Raw genomic sequence first — 22,814 nt, forward strand, 5'->3', positions numbered from 1 at the left:
TGCCGATCAGTTGCCGGGATAAGCCGTGCCGGTGCCCAGGAAACGCTTCGTCGTCTCGCGAGCGGCTTCCTCAGACTGCGCCTTGCGCGCCGCATCCTCGGCCTCGGCCCGGAACTGGGTCGCAAGCAGCGTCTGGATCTGCATCTGCTGCTTGGTCGAAAGCGCGATCAGCTGATTGGTAGCCTGGCTTGCCTCGAGGGCACCTGCAGCGCCCTGACTGCGATTGACGAGATCGGTAAGCAGGTCGCCATCGGCCTGCACGTTCTCGACGATCTGCGACTGCGCGCTCATGGTCTGGCGGAACGCCTGCATGGCGCTCTGCCAGCGATCGCGCGCGGCGCTCGCCACATCGCTGACCTTGATGGTGGCGTCGTAGCTTTCCGGATATTGCTGGCGCCACTGGTCCTGCAGCTTGTCGAGATCGAAGCTCAGGCCGCTCGCCTGGGTCATCAGACCGTCAATCCGTTGGAGCGAGCCGGTAAGCTGGCCCACGGAAGAGAAATCCAGGCGCTGAAGGTTGCGCGCCATGTTCTGCAGCATGGTCGCCTGATTCTGAAGCGACTGGATTTGGTTGTTGATCTGCTCCAATGCGCGTGCTGCCGACAGCACATTTTGCGTATAGTTGGACGGGTCAAACACGATGAGCGCATAGGCCGGCTGGACGTAGTCAGCCATCGGTTTGGCGATCAGGGAAACGGTGACCAGGCTAGTAAAAAGGCGGCGTCCGATCATGACGATTGCTCCTTGTTAGGTTGAGGAAATTGCTGGAGAAGCTCGGCAGCCCACTGAAGGCCGCGCGCATTGAAGAAACGGGCGGCAAAGCTGCCCTGCCCTTCTTCGGAAAGAACATTGTCGATCAGGGTCTGCGCGGCCGGGTCGGAGGCGCCGCAAAGCGCAAGAGCGATCGGGCCGAGTCCGAGCTCGAAAAGCCGGTTGCCGCGGCGCGACTGAAGATAGTAGTGGCGCTTCGGCGTGGCGCGGGCGACCAATTCGACCTGTCGCTCGTTCAAACCGAAGCGCTCGTAAGCCGTCCTCGCCTGCGGTTCGACGGCACGATCATTGGGAAGAAAGATGCGCTGCGGGCAGCTCTCGATGATTGCGGGTGCAATAGAAGAGCCGGCGATGTCGGCAAGCGACTGCGTAGCGAAGATCACCGACACATTCTTCTTTCGCAGCACCTTCAGCCATTCCCGGACGCGGGCGGCAAACAGCGGATTGTCGAGATAAACCCAGGCCTCGTCGAGCATCAGCAGCGTCGGCCGCCCGTCGAACCTCTCCTCGAGGCGGTGGAACAGATAAGTGAGCACGGGCAGCACAGCGCCTTGGCTGTGCATCAGCTCCTCGGTCTCGAAGCACTGCACATCCGAGATGGCCAGCCGATCATCATCGGCGTCGAGCAGCCGGCCGAAGGGGCCGTCGAGCGTGTAGGGCATCAACGCCGATTTGAGCGCATTGGACTGAAGCAGGACCGACAGGCCAGTGAGCGTGCGTTCCTGCGTTGGCGCGGTGGCGAGGCTGGTGAGCGCCGACCAGATTGCCTCCTTCACCTCCGGGGTGACGGTGACATTCTCGTGAGCAATAAGGCCGGCGATCCATTCGGCTGCCCAGCCACGGGTTGCCTGGTCGTCGATGTTGCGCAGCGGCTGAAAGGCAAGCGCACCATCCGCACCCAGCGGATGGTGGTCGCCGCCCATGGCAAGCGTGGCGGCGCGGGCCGAATTGCCTTTGTCGAAGACATAGATTTGCGCGCCAGCGTAGCGCCGGAACTGCAAGGCGATCAGGGCAAGCAGAACCGACTTGCCCGCGCCGGTCGGCCCGACAATCAGCATGTGGCCGACATCGCCGATGTGGGTGGAAAGCCGAAACGGCGTCGACCCGCTGGTCTCAGCGAAAAGAAGCGGCGGAGCGTGATCGCCGGTGACCTCGGCAAGATGCTCGTTGTCCGCCGGACCTGCCCACACAGACGACAGCGGCATGAGATGGGCAAGGTTAAGCGTGTGAACGAGCGGCTGGCGAACGTTGGCGTAGACATGACCCGGCAATGAACCAAGCCACGCTTCGACGGCATTGATGCTTTCGCGAATGGTGGTGAAGCCGAGCCCGTTGACGATGCGCTCGACGGCGCGAAGCTTTTCCGCGGCGGCTTCACGGTTCTGGTCCCACACCGTCACCGTTGTGGTGAGATAGCCGAAGCCGACATGATCGCCGCCCAACGACTGCAGTGCTGCGTCGGCATCGAGCGCCTTGTTGTCGGCATCGCTGTCGACGAGAGGCACCGGCTCGTTGGTCACCACCTCGCGCAGAATAGCCGCGATCGATTTGCGCTTAGCAAACCACTGCCGGCGCAAGCGCGTCAGCGTCTTCGTGGCTTCCGTCTTGTCGAGTGGAATGAAGCGCGTCACCCACCGATAGGCGAAATCCTGGTGATTGAGCGCATCAAGGATTCCTGGCCGGGTGACGTTCGGAAAGCCGAGAACGGTGAGCGTGCGCAGATGCTGGTCGCCCAGCATCGGCTCTAGGCCGCCGGTCAGGGGCGCGTCAACCAGGACGCCGTCGAGATACATTGGCGTTTCAGGCACGGCGACCGGATGACGGCGGGTCGAGATCGTGCCGTGCAGATAAGTCAGCGTCTCGGCGTCATCCAGCGCACGTACTTCAGGCATGAAGCCCGACAGAAGATCCACAACCCGGTCAGTCTCATCGCCAAACCACGCCAGTTCCTCGCGCCAGTCTCTCGCGGCTCCTGAATGATGCGACTCGACGAGGGCGCTTTCAGCCCGCGCCTGACCATCTGGTGGCGGCATGAACAGCAGGGTCAGATGGTGAGAACTCTCGAAATGCGCGACCTTGCCCTCGAAGGCAGCGCCGCGTTCTTCTTCAACCAACCATGACGCGGCATCGGGAAAACGCGAGGTCGGATAGCCCAGCGCCTCAACGCGCTCGGCCTCGAAGAACAATGCCCAGCCAGAGCCAAGCCTCCTCAGCGCATTGTTCGCTCGCGCGCAAACGCCGATGAGCTCAGCTTCGGTCGCGCTTTCAAGGTCGGGGCCACGAAACCGCAACGTCCGCTGGAAGCTGCCGTCCTTGTTGAGCACGATGCCAGGCGCAACGAGTGCTGCCCAAGGCAGATGGTCGGCAAGCCGGTCGGCTTTGCCGCGATATTCCGAGAGCTTCAGCATGCGAGCCAGCCCTTCTGGCGAAGATGGCGGACAAGCACGCTGGCAAAGTCCGGATCGCGCCTCGCGGCAAAAACCGCGAGCGTGTGTCCAGCGATCCAGAGCCCGAGACCAGCGATCCACTGCTGCAGGCCAAGCCCGATGGCCGCTGCCACCGTGCCGTTGAGAATCGCTACCGCCCGTGGCGCACCGCCCAGCAGAATGGGCTCGGTCAACGCCCGGTGAACGGGAACCTCGAACCCTTCGATATGCTGCTCTCCAGTGGTCATCCGACGAGTGCCCCGCCACCAAAGGAGAAAAAGGAGAGGAAGAAACTCGACGCCGCGAAGGCGATCGACAGACCGAAGACGATCTGGATCAGCCGGCGGAAACCGCCCGCCGTGTCGCCGAAGGCAAGGGTGAGGCCAGTGGTGATGATGATGATCACCGCGACGATCTTAGCGACCGGCCCCTGCACCGATTCCAGGATCTGCTGTAGCGGCTGTTCCCACGGCATTCCGGAGCCGGCAGCGTGAGCTGGGGTGGTGAGAAGAAACGCCAAGGCGGCAGACGAAAGAAATCGAAGTTTTTTGCGCATGAGGTGAACCTTTCAAAGCTGCTGGAGTTGCGGAAGGGTGAGCTGGATAACGGCGTAATCGCCACTGCCGTCGAGGCCCGTGACCTCGGCAATCGCGTCGATTCGGCGCGAGGATCCCCGGCCAGCGATGAAGACAATCAGATCTATCGCCTCGGCGATGAGTCGGCGGGGGACGGTGACAACAGCTTCCTGGGCGAGCTGCTCGATGCGGTAGAGGCCCGAGCGCGCCGAATTGGCGTGTACCGTGGCGATGCCACCGGGGTGACCTGTGTTCCACGCCTTCAACATGTCGAGGGCTTCCGCGCCTCTGACTTCGCCGACGATGATGCGGTCGGGCCTCAGCCGCAGGGTCGAGCGCACAAGATCGGCGAGCGTGACCGAGCCTCGCCTCGTCCTCAACGCAACGCAGTCTTTGGCTGCGCATTGCAGTTCGCGCGTGTCCTCGATCAGGATCACCCGCTCATCACCTTCGGCGACTTCCGCCAGCAGCGCATTGGCAAGTGTGGTTTTGCCCGACGACGTGCCGCCGACGACCAGGATGTTGCTCCGCTCGCGGACTGCCTTCTTCAGCGCCTCGGCCTGAAGCGGCAGCATGATGCCGTCGGCGACATAGTTGGCCAGCGTGTAGAGTTTTGCCGCCGGCTTGCGGATTGCGAAACACGGCGCCAGAACGACAGGCGGTAGCAGCCCCTCAAACCGCTCGCCCGATGGCAGTTCAGCGCTGATAATCGGATTGTCAGCATGTGCCTCGGCGCGCACGTGGGAGGCAACGAGGCGGATGATGCGTTCCGCCTCGGAAGGGTGCATATGCACACCTGTGTCGACCCGGCCGTCTCCCAACCTGTCGAGCCGCAGCGCGCCGTCGGGATTAACCATCACCTCGATGACGGTCGGATCGGCAAGGGCCTCGGTGATCGCGGAGCCCATGGCTGTGCGCAGCATGGCGCGGCGGCGATGGTCGGCCTCTGGATGAGAGCTCATCCTTCGCCTCCGTTGCCATTGCCGTTGCCAAGCGAGCGCTTCCCGGAGGCGATCTGGCGACCGACCTGCTCGATGAATTTGTCAAAGCGCTCTTGGGCAATCGCCTGTGTTGCCCGATCCGGGACTGGCGTGTGGGCATGAAGCGTGATCGAAAAGCGTATGAAGCGCGCCAGGCTCTCTAGGATCACCTCGATATCGGCTCGGATATGGTCGAGGTCGCGGGAAAGACGGTCGAGCCGCCTGCCATAACGATTGTCGAGCTCGTTCTGGCCACGCCGCTCGATGAAGGCCTCGACCGCTTTTGCGACGATCGCCGATTTTGTGGTCGACGGGTTGCGGCTGAGGGTTTCCAGCTTCTCGCTTAACGCGGGTTCGAGCAGAAACTGGTGGCGGATGCGGTGGGACTTCATATGTCTCGTTCCGACTGGCCGGCGCTGATGCGCCGGCGGCGGGAACGAACATCGTCGAGATCGGCAAAATCGCTTATGGGCGTTATCTACGCCGAGATACGCCTGAGCCGCGGAAGCACTTAGAAGCCGGGGATGATGTCCTTGTCGTCGCCCCTTCCCTCGTTGATACCGTAGGCGCTCGCCGCGGTAGAAACCCGGTCCATGACACGCTTGTCTGCGAGTGCCTCGGCGTCATCGTCCGCCAGATTGAAGAGGTCGTCTTGATCAGGCTCCTGAGAGACGACGACGTGTTCTTCAGGCAGGCCGGGATGACGCTGCTGTTGCACGCCGCCCTCTTCTTCGATTGCCGCGCCGGCGTTTTCGTCATCGGCAGCGAGACGGCGGTCAACATTGCGGACTTGTCCGCTCCAATCGTCGGGGCGCGACGCAGGACAGTCCGCGTACACACCCTCCCGCAACACCGGCGCCGGCAGCACCCGTTCGGTGAAATTGGGATCCTGGTAGTAGCGCAACTTCTGGGCGCGGATCGGCGGCAACCCCGAAACAAGGATTAATTCGTCAGCTTGCGGCAACTGCATCACCTCGCCAGGCGTCAGCAGCGGGCGAGCGGTCTCCTGGCGACTGACCATGACGTGCGAGAGCCAGGGCGCCAGCCGGTGGCCGGCGTAGTTGCGCATGGACCTGAGTTCCGTCGCCGTACCGAGCGCATCCGAGATGCGTTTGGCCGTGCGCTCGTCGTTGGAGGAAAAGGCAATGCGCACATGGCAATTGTCGAGAATGGCGTTGTTCTCGCCATAGGCTTTGGAGATCTGGTTCAAGGATTGCGCGATCAGATAGGCGCGGATGCCGTAACCCGCCATGAAGGCGAGCGCGGTCTCGAAGAAGTCGAGGCGGCCAAGAGCCGGAAATTCGTCCAGCATCATGAGCAGTTGGTACTTGCGGCTCTTCTTCGGGTCACCTTCCAGCCGCTCCGTCAGTCGCCTGCCGATCTGATTGAGCACCAGTCGCACCAGTGGCTTGGTGCGCGAGATATCCGATGGCGGCACCACGAGATAGAGCGACATCGGTCGTTCCGCATCCATGAGGTCGGCAATGCGCCAGTCGCAGGCCGATGTTGCCGCGGCCACGGTCGGGTCACGATAGAGACCGAGAAACGACATGGCGGTCGAGAGAACGCCTGAGCGCTCGTTCTCTGATTTGTTAAGCACCTCGCGAGCCGCCGAGGCCACGACGGGATGGACCCGAGGTTTGTCCGCCGTGCCGAGGTGGTTGGTGGTCATCATCCGCAGCAGTGTCGTGGCAAACGAGCGTTGCGGATCCGACAGGAAACTGGCGACGCGGGCGAGCGTCTTTTCTTCTTCGGCGTAGAGCACGTGCAAGATGGCCCCGACCAAGAGTGAATGACTAGTCTTCTCCCAATGATTCCGCCGCTCCAGCGCGCCTTCCGGATCGACGAGAATGTCGGCGATGTTCTGAACGTCGCGGACCTCATCTGAGCCCCTGCGCACTTCCAGCAGCGGGTTGTACCGCGCCGACCTTGGATCGGTCGGGTTGAACAAAAGGGAGTACGAGAACTTCGACCGCCAGCCGGAGGTCAGCTGCCAGTTCTCGCCTTTGATGTCGTGAATGACGGCCGAGCCGGTCCAGGAAAGAAGCGTTGGAACGACCAATCCGACGCCCTTGCCCGAACGTGTCGGCGCAAAGGCCATGACGTGTTCCGGCCCGTCATGGCGCAGATAGTGATCCTTCAGTTTGCCAAGGAAAACGCCGGCCGGCTCAAACAGGCCTGCCTTCTCGATTTCCCGAGCCGCGGCCCATCGTGAGGAACCGTAGGTGGTGACCAACCCCCTCTGCCGCGCGCGCCAGAGGGAGCCAGCTATTGCGGCCGCACACCCCAGGAATCCGCTGGCTCCGGCAAGCATGCCGGCCTTGTCGAAGACCTCAGGGGCGTAGGCGTCGAATTGAAACCACCATTCGAACAGTTTCCACGGCTTGTAGATCGGCCAGGCCGCCGCGACAAACCATGGCGCGCCAAGCTGCAGCTGATTATCCAGCATGTGGGCGCACCATTGAGTCGCTGTCCATACGCCGAGGATGACGATGGCGAATACAACTACGATCTGACCGACAAGGAGCTTCGTCGGTGTCATGGGCGCAGCCTCCGAGGTATTGTTAAACGGAAGCAGCATGGCGTGACGTTTCAGAGTATCGAAGATACCCAATATACGCGCCCGTGCGATCCAGCGAACGTTGCAGGCTTGGACGGTTGGGTTCGCCAAGAAATGTCATCGCGAAGGTGACCAGCGAATGACTTGTATTGGCCGGAAACGGACTGGCAGGTTTGAAGTGTCTATTCGGGACTAGCTACCGTTCAGCATCCGACCTCAATGTCGAACGTCTGGGGACAAATTTCGCAATACTCAAAGCTTCCGTTCGAACTGCGGCTGGAAGTTAACTTCCATCGCGCCGGGCGCGTACGATTTGCGTTCCGCACAGTAGATGGTGCACCAAAATAATCGTGGTCCACCTTGGATTACTTCACCAGCCTTAGCTGGCCACGAGGAGGCGTAATTGGTTCTCTCCGCGGGGCCGACGGCACACCAACGGTCACGAGACCAAACAACAGTTTCGCCAGCTCCGCCTCAGGCAACGAAAGAAGCTGGGACAACCCGACTAATCCCAACTGTTCATCCCGGCGAACCTCGCTTAGCACCTTCTGCCAGATCTGGGATTGCTCGCGTCGAATTGGCGAAGGCTCTGCAGTCCGCCAGCCCCGCCTAGAGATCTCGACGAAAATCTGCTGGTAATTCCATTTGGTAAGGAGGCCGATCTCGTGCAGTCGGTAAGCCATAGCAGCAACCGATACCGACCACTCTTGCTTCAATTGCACGACTTTTGGAAGCCCGGAAACTCGCCCCACAGCCCGGAGCGGCGCCTCTGGCATCAAGAAGGCTGCGGCAAACTCATTAGCCTGCTTCTCAGCCTCCAGGCCATTTGGCGAAGCATGCTTGTGCAACACGAGGTGCCCGAGCTCATGCGCCGCGTCGAATCGGCTTCGTTCTGCCGATTTTTGGGTGTTTAAAAACACATAAGGCCGCGCCCCCCGCCACAGCGAGTACGCATCGACCTCTTTGCCATCTTCCCCAAGGGAGAAGACTCTAACACCTTTCAGCTCTAGCAAATGAACCGTGTTCTTAATGGGTCTGTTGCCCAAGCCCCAATAGTCTCGCAGCCCGGCTGCCGCAGTCTGAGGTAACTCTTCTCGCATGTCCGGTAGGTCAGCGTCCGGCAGGTCAAACTCTCCGTCCAGCCAGTCCGAAAGAAGGAAGGCTACAGCGCCAGCGGCGATCGCACCATCTCGCTGCCGAGCCGTCATCTTGCTCATAGAGCGAAAGCTCACACCTTCCACCAGTGGAATGTCCAGGTCGTCAGCCATGAAGAATTCGAGAGCGAAGCCGAGTACCCGCGCGAATTTCCGAGCTACGTCATCGCTAGGCAGGTATTCCCCAGCCTCATAACCGGTCACAGTACGAGGTTCGATACCAACTCTGGACGCAAGTTCTCGCATCGTCAGCCCGGCGCGCTGACGAGCTACTTTCAGCCGCGATTTGTTGAACATTTTATGCGGCCTTGCGCTTCACCGGCACGTCGATATCGGGCGTGTTATCTATCTTCTGCGGCACGCCGCCGTCCACACCAGGTATGGGGATGAAAATGCGTTCAGCCCAATCGGTCACCATTTGGTCGTCGTAGTCTGACGGCAAGGACAGCTCGGCCCGGCATTGTTCATCATCAATGTTTATTAGCAGCATATAAGTCTTGTAGTTAAGGACCGTCACAGCCCGGAGCAGATCAGCTTTCACTGTATCGGGAAAGAGATCGCCCTCCACACTGTTCTTCAAGACGGCCGCCTCCGTAAAGAGACCCTTGAGTGACTTTGTTCTTGGCATGCCGGGCCATCTGCAAGTGAGGTGGTCGGCACTTGCTACGACAATGTTGATCTTACTCGAATCGTTGATCACCAACGAGTAGTTGCTCGGATCGTCCTTGCGCCAACCAAGCGGCACCAACTCATCTCGCAGAGTGCGCACTACCATTCTCCAGGCTTCGGTACCGGGTATGAACGGCGGGTCATTGTCAGTGCAATTCAACCGGGCCAAGTGCCCAGCCTGTACAGCCTTGATCAAGGCCTCAACAGAGATGCCCAGTTCCATTAGACGGCGGCGAGCGTCAAAAGGATGCTGGTAGAGTGAGGCGCTTGCTACAGTGCTCATTGACCGATCCAACTTCATTTTTTTCACCTTCTAGCAGGTAACGAAAATGAAGTCCAGTGGGGCGGCAGTGTTTTAAAAGCAGTCCCGATATGCCGATGGAGAAACGGCGCCGCGGGCTTTCCGCGAGCGACCGACGGCTTTCAAACATGAGAGCTCGCCGGCTGCCGTAAGTGCAGGGTGCCTAGGACTGAAGGAGAAATGGGAAGCGCGTCATCCGATCGCGCTTGTAGAAGCTTTCGCCTTTGCTTCGAGTGCGCGAGCGAGTTCCTATTTCGGAAACAGGCCCGCGCGCCCTGCGGCCGCTTGCCGGTGAAATGCGTTACATGGGGTTGCCCCTCCAACCACGCTGGAACATCGACATTTTCCAGAGTGATCAACTGAAGGTTGGCCAGCATTTCCGAGAACGCCTTGAATGCGCGATCCTTCAAGGGTGTGCTTGCGATCGCACTATCGCCCGCAACGCGCCTGTCCCACGTCGCTATGACCTCAGCCTTGAATTTGTCAGGACGAAGCAATGGTCACGCAACTCTGTGCTTGGCCCGCGAGGCGCGACGAACGAGCATCTTCGAGGAGGAGGTGAATGCGCCCATGGAAGATGATCTTGCCAGCGTCCTCACACGCCGTGGGCGTCGAAAGCGGGACTTCATAGTGTTTGCGTTGGTAATTGTCCCACACGCCTTGGCAGCCGGCGGATGAGCACAACCCGATGACATCGCGTCCCTGGTCACCCGATCGACCAAGTCGCTTGACGGACGTATAGCCGCTCAGACCCTTTCTGCCATTCCGAGATGAAAATCTCCCATTCGGTGGCATCATAAGCGCGCACGAGCTTCACAATAGGCGCTAGATTCACGTCTTCCTCCGCCACCCACTGTTTCTAGCGGCCTCTTTCCAACCCTAAAGCCTATTCCGCGCCAGATTGAACAGTTCGCCATGGTGTGGGCGCCGTCGCGAACTGACCTGACGCGGTTATTTTTCAAGCTCGGCGCGGATGCGACGCAATTCTCCTTCGATCAGAACCGCGGCATCGGCGTCTTTGAGAACTAAGTAGAGTTTCTCCGCCTCTTCGTAAGCCCACATGGCAGCCTGAAGTGCCTCGCTTTCATCTATATCCCGAAGGCCACCGAGATAAAGTCTGGCAGATTCCTGATATAGATCTGCGGCACGACGGTAACTGTCCTTCGCCTCGTCCGGCGCGTCGTGTTTGATCAATTCGGCCAACCCACGGAAAGCCACAGCCAGATTCCTCACGACACCCGCGGACCACGATTCAGGAGCGACTGCCCGCTGCGAAACGTCCTCCAGGATATCTATCGCTCTGTGATAATCGGCCTCCGACTTGCTTTGCCGGGCACGCATGCACAGCAGGATCCCCAGCCTCTCTTCGGCCGCCAATTTTTGACGCGATTGTGAGCCTCCGGTCAAAACCGTGAGCGCTCTGTCCAGAATTTCGATAGCGGCGGTGAGGTCATTAACCGCTGCACCTTCGTCTCCCTGCTCAGCAACCGACTCCGCAAACCCCAAGGCAGATTCAATCCAGTCCGATCGCGAAAGTGTTGGATTAATCTCCTCTGTCGCAGCGCGGAATGTTTCCATGGCCCGGCGGAAGGCTTCTTTCGACTGGACCCCATTTTGATTCCCAGGAGCTTCTGCAAGATCAAAGAGGGTCTGTGCCAAGATTGTACGTGCCTTGCCGTCATCGGCCCCGCCAGCTTCGAAGAATGCCGCCCAAGCCTTCACACTCGCTGCCAACAGGTCAGATGCCTTTGCAGTGCTGCCTAAGCGGCCAAGACTGATCGCACGTAATCTGGCAGCATCGGGGTCGCTCGATGCCATGGCTTCCGTCACACCTAGTACAACGCTGCTATCCCGTCCGCCGAGGCTGTCAATCGTTGCCTGTTCGAGGATCATGTCCTCAGCGCTTGGAGCTGATGCGCTACGCAGACGCCCGATCCCAAGGCCGAAGTCGCGTTTGAGACGTGCAATGACCGGATCTGTCGGATCAGCGATAAGTTTTTTTCGGCTGTCGAGCACAGCTAGCGGGTCGGTCATCCAACCAGGTGCGCCAAATCCAAGACCTCGGACCAGCTGTGCAAAGAACTTGTCAGCGTCCTGATTCAGAATCGCGAACTTATTTCGGCCTGCCAACATTTTCCTCACGCGGGGATTCAACGCTTCAATTGAATCCTCAAACAGGACCCAAAACACCATCAGATTGGGTATCGCTGCGCAGGCTCGTTCCAGGAGGGTGACAACACCGCCCTCCTCGCTGCCTGAATAACCAACCACAACCAATAGCTCAGCGTCTTTCAGGCCAAACATTGTTCCCTGCATGGACAGGTCGTCTTGAGTAGCGAACGTATCCCCCACGCTATTTCTAAGCTCATAGGTATACATCGATCCGTGCAGATGGACGACTTGGGGATGGTCTGGGAGTGAGGCAACACGGCTCAGCGCCGACAGACCATCAGCCACCACAGGTATCATCCCCGCCAAGATGATACCCTGGAGTACGAGCTGATCAAAGTTGGTGGTCAGGACCGTGTGGGCATAGTGGCAACGCACCAGCTCACCAAGGCAAATGTGAGCCCAATTCACCTTGCCTTCACTGCGATCGATCGCTGCCTTGATGATTGCACGCTGTTTGTTATCTGATCGAAAAAATTGCTCGAACAGATAGCCGTATAGCCGTCCCCAATTGGGGTCTCCCACATCAAAGTTGGGTAACAGCCTAGCTATATCCGTAAGATATTCTCGCTCATCGAGCCAAATCAGAGCGCGTGACGGGTCCAGCGTCTCCGTTTCAGGCGCACTCTGAAGTTTCGCCAACTCGCGCGTCAGATCCTTCGCTATTTCGCTGGCCATGGGTATGCCCGCAGATCGCGAACATCCGGCGCCTATCAAAAAGACCGCTCCCGTGCAGCGCTGTCCCTCTCCCCACTCGCATCCTGATTTTGCGATCTTGAGCTGAATACTCAGCTCTCTGACGCTGACGGGAACGGGACCGTCGAGTGGTGCAGACACCGAATCCATCCTTGGTATCACCTAGGTTGACCGCCAATATTGAATACACTTGAGTTGTACAAAAAATTTCGACGATGTCTCTAATGCATTGGAAAAAACTCAAGCGAACCCAGCTAAGATCGCAGCATGTGAAGCAAGGTTTATCTTTTACTAAGTTATCGCCGGATATGTATGTCGATAGCCAAAAAGAAATTAGCGATGATTTTTTGACACAATTTACAGGACAATCCCAACCAAGCGCTCGCCTAGGACGCTTTCGGTCATCCTGCCCCGCTAGATCGCCAACATTATTGGATTTTCTATTGAGAGGGTCGATTTCAATACATTTCTTGGCTCGCGGATTCGAACCAATGGGCCCCAGAAGCCAAATTGAAATCTAGTAGCGTATGTGCTTTCGCATGCTATAATCGGGTGGTCAAAAATCTGGAGCTACAAATGCCAAATCCAAATCAGCAACAGGCGTCCACCCCTTCAGCCGTGCCGAATCGTGACGTACGCACGGCGCTTTTGAAGGGCCGTCTGGCCAACCCCGCCCTGCAACGACTGCAGGGGCGCGTCTTGTCCCAGGCTGAACCAAGCGACGTCATCACAAGCTATGACAGGATGCATCATCGCCATAGCCGGTCATGACAGTTAGCGAGGCGCCACCCCGGATTACGTCGTTCCTGGTTAAGGTCGCCTCGCGCTGCAACCTCGACTGCGACTATTGCTACGTATACCACCATGCGGATCAGTCTTGGCGCTCGATGCCGAAGCTGCTTTCGGCTGGCGATCGTAGCGCTTTTGTAGAAAGGCTTGCGACTTACTTGGCTGAAGAATCGATCAAGCGCTGCACGGTCATCTTCCACGGCGGCGAGCCTTTGCTAGCCGGCGTCGAGACAATCGTAGCCTTCGCGGGCCAGATCCGTGCCGCGACCCCATCTGCGGTCGATATCGGGCTGCAGACAAACGGCCTCTTATTGACCGAAGCGGGACTTGAAGCGTTTGAGGCCGCCGATATCAGCATTTCGCTCAGCCTGGATGGGCCGAAATACGCCAACGACAAGCATCGGAATTCAAAGAGGGGCCGTTCAAGTTTCGAGCGTGTCCAAGATGCGCTGGTGCGTCTCAAAAGCCATCCCAAGATCTTTGCAGGCGTCATCGCCGTCGTTGATCCTACAACGCCCGCGGACGACCTGCTTGCGTTTTTCGCCTCGCATGCGGTTCCCAAGCTGGATTTTCTGTTGCCGGATGCACACCATTTGCGTCAGCCGGTTGGCCGCAGCGAACGACCTGATTTGTATGAAGCCTGGCTTTGCATTGCCTTTGATGTCTGGCTTGATCGCTACCCGCACCTGTCCGTGCGAACGTTCGAGGCGCTGCTTGACGCGGTCGCGGGTCTGCCGTCCACCACCGACGCTTTTGGCCTTGGCGACGTAAGCCTCATCGGCATCGAGACCGATGGCAGTTACCACGACCTGGATGTGTTGAAGGTTACGAAGGACGGTGCGACGAAAATCGGCGGGACCGTTGCTGACACTGAGATTTCATCAATTGCTTCATCCGATCACTTGGCCGTGCACAGACAGTTGCTCAGCAAGCCGGGTCTCAGCGTGACTTGTCAAGAATGTGCGATCGTCGACATTTGCGGTGGCGGCTCGCTACCTCACCGCTACGGCGCGAACGGCTTCGACAACCCAACCGTCTATTGCGGGGAAATGACCGCACTCGTCGCCCATATCAAGGGGCGACTCCAAGGTCTGTTGGAGGGCGGAGCGCGACCGGTCGAGACGCTACCGGACACCTTCCGGTTTGAACACTACGAAGCGGCCGAGCTTGGCGGTGCGGAGATGGAACTCCTGTGCGAAGCAGCGCGCAATGCTCTGAGAAGTGAGTTTCTGGAAGCCGCCAGCTTTTTGCCTGCCGAAGAATTTCAAAAGGTCGCCGATCTCGGCGAAACCGAGCCGGAGCGAATGGCCGAGCTTTGCCAGCAGCCAGGAGCGGTTGCCTGGCAAAGGACGCTTGCCTCGCAGAATTTGGGGCGGCTGGTGCATACGGTCGACGGACAACCGTTGTCGGCCGACCCGGCTTACCTTGACGACTTGCTAGGCCGGTCCGAAGGCGACATGACGTCCTTGGCCGTCGCCAGCGAGGATTGCTGGCTGCGCAAACCGTTCGGCGATGCCATCTATTTCGAATCAGAGGCTTTTGCTACGCAGGCACGGTCGGTCGTCGAGGAGGCGTTGCGGATTATCGAAACGTGGCGCCCAGCTTTGGCAAAGGAGATACGCATGGCCTGTCGCGCCGTGCAATTCGTTCGCGACCCCTTGGCCCACCCTGAGAAGATCGTGTCTTTCAGTGACAACACCGTACCTGGGGCGCTTTATGTGTCTGTATGGCAAGGCGAGCGGTTGATTGATCCCTATGATCTGGCCGATTCCTTGATTCACGAGCATCGCCACCAGAAGCTCTACCTGCTCGAACGCATCTCGCCCACAGTCGAACCGACCGACATGCGCGTGGTTTCTCCCTGGCGGGACGATTTGCGGCCACCTTCCGGACTGCTGCATGCAGTCTTTGTGTTTGTGGAACTGCGCCGATTTTGGCAGTTCGTGCGGCACAATGGGCCGTCGCGCCTGCACAATCGCGCGGTCAACCAGATCAGGGACACCGACGAGCACCTTGCAGAGGCCTTTGCGACGCTTTTGAGCTGCCCGCTTACCAAGACAGGCCGCTCTTTGACCGAAGTCCTCAAGAAAGCCTCGGAGTCGGTGCTAGAAGCGGCGTGAGAACATTGATGCTCCCGGTCGATCGCCTGCCGGCATCCAAGTCCAGGCGACACGCGGTTCTTCGCGACTATTTCTGTGACAAGGATGCAGATGCCATTCTGGGAGCGGCAGGATGGCATTTGAACCTATCCTGGCCGGATGGTCTCGAAAGGCATGTCGATCCACGGCTGCAAGAGGGGTTGGCATGGTGGAATGGCAACGTCACCCTACCGACGATGGCCCTGGCCCGCACCCGCAAGCGACACGTGCTGAGCGTTTTATATGATTCCTGGACCCTTCAAAGCTGGAGTGAATGGGTGCATGCCGCCGGCGTCCGTGCAGACGAGCATGTGCTAATCCTACACGTAGACGACCACCGGGATCTGGCGAGTCCTCGCCTATTCGAGGAAAACGGGAGGTGGAAAGACGCCATCACCGGGGAGTTTTGCGATCTTGGCAATCCCGTGTCTGTGCGCGCGGCCATAGAAAGCGGAGCCATCGGGATGGGCAGTTTTCTAACGCCTTTTCTACACGGTTTTCCGAAGGCTGAGGTACGCCAGCTGTGTCAACCGCCAAAGGTCACCAAGACCCAGGATTTCGCAATTGGACTGACCAGACAGGCTGACGATTTGCTGGATCCAAGCCAATTCCGGCCCGCAGTGCATTTGACGCCAACTTCAAGGCAGACCGGCCCTGGGCTGTATCGTTCGACCCCCGACATCGATGATTGGCTCGAAGACCTACCAGCCCGGCCAACGGTCCTTCATATCGACATGGATTTCTTTAACAATCGCTATGACGGGGATACAGATTGGAAGAGCCGTGAGAAGCCCTTCGATCCAGCTTTGGACCATATCTTGGGAAAGATTGACGACATGACCGCCGCCCTTAACTGGTCCGGTCTTGGCTCGCAGCTTGTCGATATCGTGGTCGCCTATTCACCGGGGTTTTTCCCGGCCGAATATTGGCAAGAGGCCACAGCTCGAATTGTGCCGGCGTTGGAGCGGATCTATGAGCGCTAAGCCTTCCCCAACAGCAGCGCCTCGCCGCAGCCCTAAGCACCCAACGCCGAAACCCAAAGACGTGCGGGCAAAACCGAGCCTCGAGTTTGTTCAACCTGATCTTGTCGTCCTCACGCCCACCAAAGGGACAGCTGAACGTGGCGGCGGGCCCGGCGGTGAGGCCTGGAAAATTGAAACTAATGGCAGACGGGCAGGCGTTGTCTTCATCAATGTCATCGATGAGCCTCCGGTGGGCCGCCACGCGTCTATTCAGATCTATCTCAATAAACCAAGTCAGGGTCGCCGGATCGGTAGAGTTGCTTACCGCAAGGCATGCGAGGCGAGCCGATACGACGTGATCTATGCCCACATGCGCAAGTCAAATCTTGCCTCGCGACGGGCAGCGGAGGAAGCTGGGTTCAAAGAAGACGCGCGACCGGGGGCGACGCAGCTTCTTATGGTCTGGCGACGCGCGGCGTGATGATGCGACCAAACTGGCTAAAGCCGTCATCAATGGTGGATCTGTACCAAGTGACGCTGAATGTGCGACCCGCGTTTCGGACCGAAGTGCAGGGCGAGGTCCGCGATGCTGAGATCGGACGATGGGCGAGGCTCAAAGGGCTCTATTTTTGCCGCGATCGGGATAATTTTGTCGTCTTCTCAAAACGTTCTGTGCTCGTTCGGCGGCTTCTCGCCATCGACCAGACCGTCGGTGATCACACGGTCTGGCTGGGACAATGGCTTGGCTATCCGCGATGCTGTGCCCGCATAGCGCGGCGTGTCGGTGAAATGCACCTGGACGATTGGTCGGAGCAAATCTCTATGCGGCGTCACGTGGGGAATTTCTCGTTGACATCGGTCTCACAATACACAGCAGGCCGCGCCCTCATCAGCCATGTCCCTTGTTCCGCGCATTGTCGGGCGTCGCTCCACATGGCAAGGCAGGTGCTAAAGCGATCGCACCGGTTCCAACAGCGCTTGGCCAACGTTCTTTCTTCACGAGGCTTCCGTGTACACAGCCGTCGTTGTTCCCTGCCTAAATGAAGCGGCCTCGCTTCTTGAGACCTGCATTTCGCTCGGTTTCAGCAGGGGTGCCACTCCTCCCGACACAGTGTTGATCCTGGTCGACAACGGCTCGACTGACGGCACCCTTGATGTGATGGATTCCATCAAGAATGCCAATGTGGGAACAGTGCTGTTGGGGCAGACGCTCGAGCGCGGCTACGTGCCGCCGCGGCATCTGGGAGTGTCGATGGCGGAGACCTTCGCCGCTGAACTTAGTATTCCCAACAATGAGTTCTTGATCCTTCAAGCCGACGCCGACACCATCTATGGTGGGGGTTTCATCGCCTCTATGACGGCTTCCGCACTATCGGCGCCGCAAGACCTGATCGAAGGCATCGCTCGAACGACAAAAACTTTTCTTGCAGAATATCCCGGCTATCACGCTTGCTGCGCATGCGCCGACGAAGCGGTATCGTGCATTTTTGTGCCTGAAGCCGACGAAGTTATCATCGACGACAAAGTCGCCGGATATCGCCTGTCCGAGTATTTGAAATGGGGAGGACACCGCCGAGAGTTTGATGCTAGAGGCGACGAGATACACGCGGAAACGTCGCGGCTTTTTATTCGCGCGAAAATGGTTGGGGCCAGGCGCACACGCGCTCCAGAAGCGGTGGCCTATCCATCACGACGCAAGACCGAGGCTAACCCGCTGGGGACATTCGCCACTGCAGGATTTCCGCGGGAAAGCCGCTGGTGGCACCGTTGGACCAGTTTGCATCCCAACCACCACTCACTGCGGGAATTCGACAGGTCCGATGCTTTGGAAGCGTTCGCCAATGCCGTGTTTGTCCGACAGGTTCACACGCTGATCCTTTTCGCTTTAGTTCCCACCCATGTTCGGTTGGCGCTTGATGGCCGAACAATCAAATCCTTAACGGGGTCGCCCCTCGTTCCCCTGCTGGAGAGAGTCGCCGTTGCGTCCGAGTCTCTGAGGACGACTCCTGGGCAACTGCTGGAGGGATATTTCGACCTGGCTGAACGGCAACCAGGGCTCTTCGCCGATTGCATAGAAAAGGCCCGCGATTACTCCCTGCCTTAATCGCCGTCGGCATTCCGAATATGACGCCTATCTACCTCAGGCACCCGGTCCGCTCGGTCCGCAGTCCTGCCAAACAATAAGCGCTGGGAAGGGAATAGGCGCCGCTCGGGTGCATAGTTCGCCAGTGTTTCGCTTCTGGCGCAGCCGCGACCCTAGCGATCGCGGGATTGTCTGCTTTGGGCAACCGCAAAACTGAACTCTGCGACCGACATTGAGGCGCATTGCCGCCCGCAGCGTTTGGGCCGGTAGCGAACCGGCAGATGTCGTTATCGCTCATCAGCGATAGCCGGCCTTCTGTCCCGTATAGCGAAGGCTGAGAATGGCCCGATGAGAGATTCCCGTTGACGGAGATCGCATCATGGGGAGGTCAGTTTCCTTTCTGCAGCGCATTCTAGCGCCTGCCGTTTGACAATCTTCAAGCGAATGCTTGAGATACATTTCGTGCTAGAAGCTTCTACGTGGCCGAGCAAGCCGCAGCAAAGGGGCAATTTTTCGATTTTCTGCACTTACTTCAGGGGGGGAATAGCGTGCCCATTCAAAGCATTTATACATACCTTGTCTATCCTGGCAAAGGTGCCGACGAGATCGACGCTATCAATGGCTCTGTTGTTCCACTACAGGGTAAGCTCTTCGACCTGTTGGAAGAGGTATATCTGCGCTCAGACAACGAGTATACAATCGACATTGCGTTCAGCCTGGGAGCAGACGGCACCCAGAGGAACCCATGCCGAGCGCTTCTGATCAATCACCTCACCAACGGGACGATCGACACCGGCCGTCTATTGGCCGAGCGGCTGGCGCAGCACACCACCAAACGGTCAGGCCTGGGACTGCTGTTTCTCGTAGCGGGTCAGGACGGCCAAAACCGTAAGATCGTGGTGTCGCGCTTCCCAGCTCACAGTGCAGTGTTGGCGGAGACAGAAGCGGCAACCCTGACACTCGCCTTTCTTGAGCGCGTCTTTATGAGAAACGCTTACTCATACAAAGCGGTCGTCTACCAGCATACGTCGCTGACCAATGGCTTTTGGACGGGCCGCGCCATCGACAAACAGATCGAGAGTCGAGAGCGTGAGGTCTCTCAATACTGGATCAACGATTTCCTCGATTCCGCCCTTCGCACGACCCCTACCCGCGGAACGCGCCGGCTTGCGCTCGCGCTCAAAGCAGCGGTCAGCAAAGCCAAGGACGTAACCGTCAAAAGTGAGATCGCGTCGGCGGTCACTCTCGGCCCAGGTATGCAGGGACAGACCACGAGCGTGAACGGCTTTCTTGACCACTTCCACTTCTCTGAGCCCACCCGCAACGCAATCCTCGCCGAGATAAAGGATCCGGCAATCCAGGCTGAGAATTTCGTTTTCGACGCTCCTGTCTTCACTGAGCAGGTGCCGTACCGCACCGTGGAGCTGAGCTCCGGAGCGGTGCTTACCGCGCCGTCGGCCGACTTTGATGAGGTCTTCACGAAGGAGCCGGTCCACGCTGAAGTTGACGGAGAATACAAGTACTCCACTGTAGGTTCTGTCGTGACCGAGAAGATAGCGAGGTCAAAATGACGGACCTTCGAACCGACTATACGAACCGGTACACCAAAGCGCTGACACCGGTAGCGACAGCGTTGATCGGCAATCTGACCGAAATCTTTGCGGGCACCCCTCGCGTTGACCGCGTGACCGCACGTCCAAAGTCAATCGATCGCTTCATGAGCAAGGCGGAGAAGGCGGACGGTGATAAGCTGAAATACGATGATCCGCTCAACCAGATTCAAGATCAGATCGGCGCGAGGATAATTGCCTTCTATTCGAGCGACGTTCCGGTGATCGAAGAGGTCATCCTTCGGGAGTTTCGACCAATCGAATCGAAACACGTCGTTCCTCAGCACCAATGGGAGTTTGGATACTTTGGTAGGCACCACATCCTCCTAATGCCGAGCGACCTGTATGGCGCTGCTGAGGACAAGGCACTCGTCCCGGATGTCTTTGAGTTGCAGATCAAGACCCTTTTTCAGCACGCATGGTCCGAAGCAGAGCACGATCTCGGCTATAAGCCAGGAGAGCAACCGTTTAACCCTGAGGATGAACGCTTGCTTGCCTTCACATCCGCCCAGGCATGGGGTGCCGATCGCATTTTTGACGACCTATTTAAAAAGCGGTCTTGCTAGTGGCGCACGCGACTCACGCGGGAAGTACGTTGGGGTGAAAATTGAACCGTTGCTAAGTTCGAGAGAGGCGACGAGCAAAAAGCTGCTCAAACACATACGTGCCGCAGCCAAAATATGCGGCCATGGGCGGCATCCACTACATGGTTGGGCTAGACGGACTGATCGTCCTTGTCGATGTCGATCAGGAGCAGGGCGTGCGCCTGGTCGGTCAATCACCGGATCGGCTATGTCGACCTTGCCTGGGCGATTGGCCGCGAGGTTGATGGGAAGAAGATCATCTGGCCAAAGTATGTCGTTGATCACCTGATGGCGCAGTGGTGAGCTTGATCGCGAGACTGCGGCCTCATGGGATCGAAGGACCGTGGATTGTTATGGCGACGATGACGGGGATCAAGGACTACCGTTTGATCCTCGGCGACGGCTATTCTGTCGGGCCCGCCTGGCAGGATCCGGCCTATCTTAGTGAGGTCGTTGACGACGCGATGGCGGAAGGCGCGCTGCAGCCCCTCACCGAAGGATTCTGGCGCCTATTCGGCGTCGACCAGCCATCAAAGCTCTAACGGTAGATCGGAAGGCTCGGATGGACGCGCGCTATTTCCTGAAAAGCCGCACGGCGTTCGTCCGCCTCTTCTATTCGGAGAGCGCAAAGGCCTTCGTCGATGTGCAACATCGCATCGAGAACCAGCTCCCACCGTTCGACAATCCGCCCTATAGCGAGGACGGCGAGCCCGCCTTCCTTGAGGAATGGATGGATGCCGACACAGTGCTGGAGGTGCTCGGCCTCGCCTGCATCTCGATGCTGTCGGACGCGCTGAAGCTCTATTTCAACACGCTAGCGAACCGCGTGATTGGCTTTTCGTTCCAGAACAAGAAGGCTGCGTTCCGTGGCGGTTTCGTGCCGGCCTATTTCGAGGCGTTGGGCGAGATTCTCGATACCGATTGGAGCGATTGTCCCGCCGATCGCGCGCTGATCGAGCAGATCGCTCTACCTCGCAAATCGCGGCTAGCATGGCGAGGATCTGACGTCATTCCTGGTGACCCATGACAAGGCGACGCTCGATAAGCATCCACGACCATTCTTCGTCAGCGACATAGAGCTGTCGGCGCTCACTCTGAAGAAGGTTCGCTCGCATCGTTGTTGATGCCGACGATCAAGATCAGTTCGGCCGGCCTGGAAAAGGCGATCGATGAGGTCAACGTGCTTGCCGAATGGATCGAGGGCGGATCGACCACGCCCATGACTGGCGGCGCGCAGCGGCTTCGCTGCGCATTATTCCGCACCCTTTGCGTCCGATACCGAGCGGCACGGGCTGGCCGGTCAGGTGTTTGATGTCCGATTCGGTGACACCCGCGCCCGAAAACTGTCAGTTCGCTTCCGGCCCATTGCTGCCAGGCAGCAAAGCGCCGATCCCAGTCGTTCCCGCCACCTTCCCGCGACGCTAAAGCGCTCACTGGCCCGCGAACAAAGGCTTCAGCTTTGTGGCTTGCTGTGTTGGCGCATGCGTTTCGGGTCCCGCCAACGTGTAGCCGAATGGGTAGCGCAGCTAGCCCGGTTCGGCCAGGATTCGGGCACGCGAACCATCGGCCCAGGCCACCTCAATCGCCAGCCGGGCCTTGCGAACATAGAAATCCGGTACGTCATGCTGCGTCCCGCGCGGCCGCGCGTTCGTCCGGGTGATACGCGCTCGTGCACTGCGTGCTGCCCATCGGGAGCATCGATTTCGCAAGTACGCGAGAAGACTTGAAACTTGCCTTTTCGAGCGCACGGGTCGTCGCAAACGAGAAGCTGGTCCTGCCAAGCCGGTGGTTGCGGAATTAGGTACGGCGCCAATATTTTATCAATGCTCTAATCGATTATAGTTGTGAAGAGCAGTTTCGGCCGTTTACTTGCCGCTCAAGTCCCGCATAAAAGAAGACAGCACCGATTCGGTAGCTTGTCCCTGTCTTTCGCGTACTCGCGGTTCGTGGTGCCGAGTGGACGATTGAAGACCGCCAGCCCGCTCACCAGCAGGTCTGCACTGGCGCCTTGGGGGCCGTTGGTAAGCCACAGGAGTAGGGCAATGTCGAAGGATTCGGGCAAGGGCGAAAATCACGGCGGCGGCCCCGGGAAGATCGAGATCACGGTGGTGGTGAACGGGCAGCCCACCCAGGTCGAAGCCAATCCCAACCAGCCGCTTCACGTCGTTCGCACCAAAGCACTTGAGAATACGCAGAACGTCGCCCAACCGGCCGAGAATTGGGAATTCAAGGATGAGGCCGGCACCTTGCTCGACGTCGACAAAGAAGTTGGCGATTTCGGTTTCGCGACCCCTGTGACCCTGTTCCTCAGCCTGAAGGCGGGTGTCGCAGGTGCCTGAACTCCAAA

The 22,814-nt window shown here is 58.7% G+C and carries 23 protein-coding genes; 12 read left to right on the top strand and 11 right to left on the bottom strand.

The genetic code is table 11. The annotated features are described in order from the left end of the window. Positions 1 to 6 precede the first annotated feature (6 nt). The 10 genes from trbJ to NKI15_RS22500 form a co-directional block, all read right to left on the bottom strand. Entirely contained in the window at positions 7 to 732 is a 726-nt protein-coding gene (gene trbJ, locus NKI15_RS22455; protein ID WP_352561949.1) for a P-type conjugative transfer protein TrbJ, read from the bottom strand. Beyond that, entirely contained in the window at positions 729 to 3,179 is a 2,451-nt protein-coding gene (trbE, locus tag NKI15_RS22460) for a conjugal transfer protein TrbE (protein WP_352561948.1), read from the bottom strand. Before trbE ends, trbJ begins: the two co-directional genes overlap by 4 nt. Beyond that, positions 3,173 to 3,445, bottom strand: coding sequence for a VirB3 family type IV secretion system protein (locus tag NKI15_RS22465; protein ID WP_023727918.1), 273 nt, complete (start codon positions 3,443 to 3,445; stop codon positions 3,173 to 3,175). The genes trbE and NKI15_RS22465 overlap by 7 nt, the downstream gene beginning before the upstream one ends. After that, positions 3,442 to 3,753, bottom strand: a complete 312-nt coding sequence (locus tag NKI15_RS22470) for a TrbC/VirB2 family type IV secretion system protein (protein WP_352561947.1) — start codon at positions 3,751 to 3,753, stop codon at positions 3,442 to 3,444. The genes NKI15_RS22465 and NKI15_RS22470 overlap by 4 nt, the downstream gene beginning before the upstream one ends. A gap of 12 nt (positions 3,754 to 3,765) precedes the next feature. Further along, positions 3,766 to 4,734: a P-type conjugative transfer ATPase TrbB gene (trbB, locus tag NKI15_RS22475; protein WP_352658177.1), complete on the bottom strand. Its 969-nt coding sequence runs from the start codon at positions 4,732 to 4,734 to the stop codon at positions 3,766 to 3,768. Continuing rightward, positions 4,731 to 5,144 carry a CopG family transcriptional regulator gene (locus tag NKI15_RS22480; protein WP_352887033.1) on the bottom strand — a complete coding sequence of 138 codons (414 nt, stop codon included), beginning with the start codon at positions 5,142 to 5,144 and terminating at the stop codon, positions 4,731 to 4,733. Before NKI15_RS22480 ends, trbB begins: the two co-directional genes overlap by 4 nt. Positions 5,145 to 5,263: 119 nt before the next feature. Further along, on the bottom strand, positions 5,264 to 7,294 hold the full coding sequence (locus NKI15_RS22485; protein WP_352887036.1) for a conjugal transfer protein TraG: 2,031 nt from the start codon (positions 7,292 to 7,294) through the stop codon (positions 5,264 to 5,266). Positions 7,295 to 7,677: 383 nt separating this feature from the next. Beyond that, complete coding sequence (locus tag NKI15_RS22490) at positions 7,678 to 8,763, bottom strand: ImmA/IrrE family metallo-endopeptidase (protein WP_352887039.1); 1,086 nt, start codon at positions 8,761 to 8,763, stop codon at positions 7,678 to 7,680. A 1-nt stretch (position 8,764) separates the two neighbouring features. Further along, on the bottom strand, positions 8,765 to 9,418 hold the full coding sequence (locus NKI15_RS22495) for a hypothetical protein (RefSeq protein WP_352887042.1): 654 nt from the start codon (positions 9,416 to 9,418) through the stop codon (positions 8,765 to 8,767). A 969-nt stretch (positions 9,419 to 10,387) separates the two neighbouring features. Continuing rightward, positions 10,388 to 12,283, bottom strand: a complete 1,896-nt coding sequence (locus NKI15_RS22500) for an SIR2 family protein (protein ID WP_352887044.1) — start codon at positions 12,281 to 12,283, stop codon at positions 10,388 to 10,390. Between the two features lie 594 nt (positions 12,284 to 12,877). Here NKI15_RS22500 and yhhA point away from each other — a divergent pair. The 4 genes from yhhA to NKI15_RS22520 are packed head-to-tail and all read left to right on the top strand — an operon-like array spanning position 12,878 to position 16,671. Next, positions 12,878 to 13,072, top strand: a complete 195-nt coding sequence (gene yhhA, locus NKI15_RS22505; protein ID WP_352538346.1) for a YhhA family cyclophane-containing RiPP — start codon at positions 12,878 to 12,880, stop codon at positions 13,070 to 13,072. Further along, a complete protein-coding gene (yhhB, locus tag NKI15_RS22510) occupies positions 13,069 to 15,210 on the top strand; it encodes a cyclophane-forming radical SAM/SPASM peptide maturase YhhB (RefSeq protein ID WP_352887046.1) in 2,142 nt (713 codons plus the stop codon). The genes yhhA and yhhB overlap by 4 nt, the downstream gene beginning before the upstream one ends. An 8-nt stretch (positions 15,211 to 15,218) precedes the next feature. Then, positions 15,219 to 16,211 (top strand): hypothetical protein, encoded by a 993-nt coding sequence (locus NKI15_RS22515; protein ID WP_352887048.1) that lies wholly within the window; start codon positions 15,219 to 15,221, stop codon positions 16,209 to 16,211. After that, positions 16,201 to 16,671, top strand: a complete 471-nt coding sequence (locus NKI15_RS22520; RefSeq protein ID WP_352887050.1) for a GNAT family N-acetyltransferase — start codon at positions 16,201 to 16,203, stop codon at positions 16,669 to 16,671. Before NKI15_RS22515 ends, NKI15_RS22520 begins: the two co-directional genes overlap by 11 nt. Before the next feature lie 179 nt (positions 16,672 to 16,850). Here the strand turns inward: NKI15_RS22520 and NKI15_RS22525 are convergent, their stop codons facing one another. Then, positions 16,851 to 17,024, bottom strand: a complete 174-nt coding sequence (locus NKI15_RS22525) for a hypothetical protein (RefSeq protein ID WP_156933880.1) — start codon at positions 17,022 to 17,024, stop codon at positions 16,851 to 16,853. Positions 17,025 to 17,199: 175 nt separating this feature from the next. Here NKI15_RS22525 and NKI15_RS22530 point away from each other — a divergent pair, with 175 nt between their 5' ends. From NKI15_RS22530 to NKI15_RS22565, 8 genes are all read left to right on the top strand, one after another. Further along, positions 17,200 to 18,294 (top strand): glycosyltransferase family 2 protein, encoded by a 1,095-nt coding sequence (locus tag NKI15_RS22530; RefSeq protein ID WP_352887053.1) that lies wholly within the window; start codon positions 17,200 to 17,202, stop codon positions 18,292 to 18,294. Between the two features lie 458 nt (positions 18,295 to 18,752). Further along, complete coding sequence (locus NKI15_RS22535; protein WP_352887055.1) at positions 18,753 to 19,844, top strand: hypothetical protein; 1,092 nt, start codon at positions 18,753 to 18,755, stop codon at positions 19,842 to 19,844. Continuing rightward, on the top strand, positions 19,841 to 20,449 hold the full coding sequence (locus NKI15_RS22540) for a GTP pyrophosphokinase (protein WP_352887058.1): 609 nt from the start codon (positions 19,841 to 19,843) through the stop codon (positions 20,447 to 20,449). Before NKI15_RS22535 ends, NKI15_RS22540 begins: the two co-directional genes overlap by 4 nt. A gap of 174 nt (positions 20,450 to 20,623) precedes the next feature. After that, the gene (locus tag NKI15_RS22545; protein WP_352887060.1) at positions 20,624 to 20,770 is read left to right on the top strand and encodes a hypothetical protein; all 147 of its coding nucleotides are present in this window, start codon (positions 20,624 to 20,626) and stop codon (positions 20,768 to 20,770) included. 50 nt (positions 20,771 to 20,820) lie between these two features. Next, the gene (locus tag NKI15_RS22550) at positions 20,821 to 21,009 is read left to right on the top strand and encodes a hypothetical protein (protein ID WP_352887063.1); all 189 of its coding nucleotides are present in this window, start codon (positions 20,821 to 20,823) and stop codon (positions 21,007 to 21,009) included. Positions 21,010 to 21,029: 20 nt separating this feature from the next. Beyond that, positions 21,030 to 21,494, top strand: coding sequence for a hypothetical protein (locus NKI15_RS22555; protein WP_352887065.1), 465 nt, complete (start codon positions 21,030 to 21,032; stop codon positions 21,492 to 21,494). 96 nt (positions 21,495 to 21,590) lie between these two features. Beyond that, the gene (locus NKI15_RS22560; RefSeq protein WP_352887067.1) at positions 21,591 to 21,779 is read left to right on the top strand and encodes a hypothetical protein; all 189 of its coding nucleotides are present in this window, start codon (positions 21,591 to 21,593) and stop codon (positions 21,777 to 21,779) included. Between the two features lie 730 nt (positions 21,780 to 22,509). Then, a complete protein-coding gene (locus NKI15_RS22565; protein WP_023727902.1) occupies positions 22,510 to 22,806 on the top strand; it encodes a DUF2604 domain-containing protein in 297 nt (98 codons plus the stop codon). Positions 22,807 to 22,814: the final 8 nt, after the last annotated feature.

Source organism: Mesorhizobium sp. M0862 (assembly GCF_040319795.1).
In the GTDB taxonomy this organism is placed as follows: Bacteria; Pseudomonadota; Alphaproteobacteria; order Rhizobiales; family Rhizobiaceae; genus Mesorhizobium.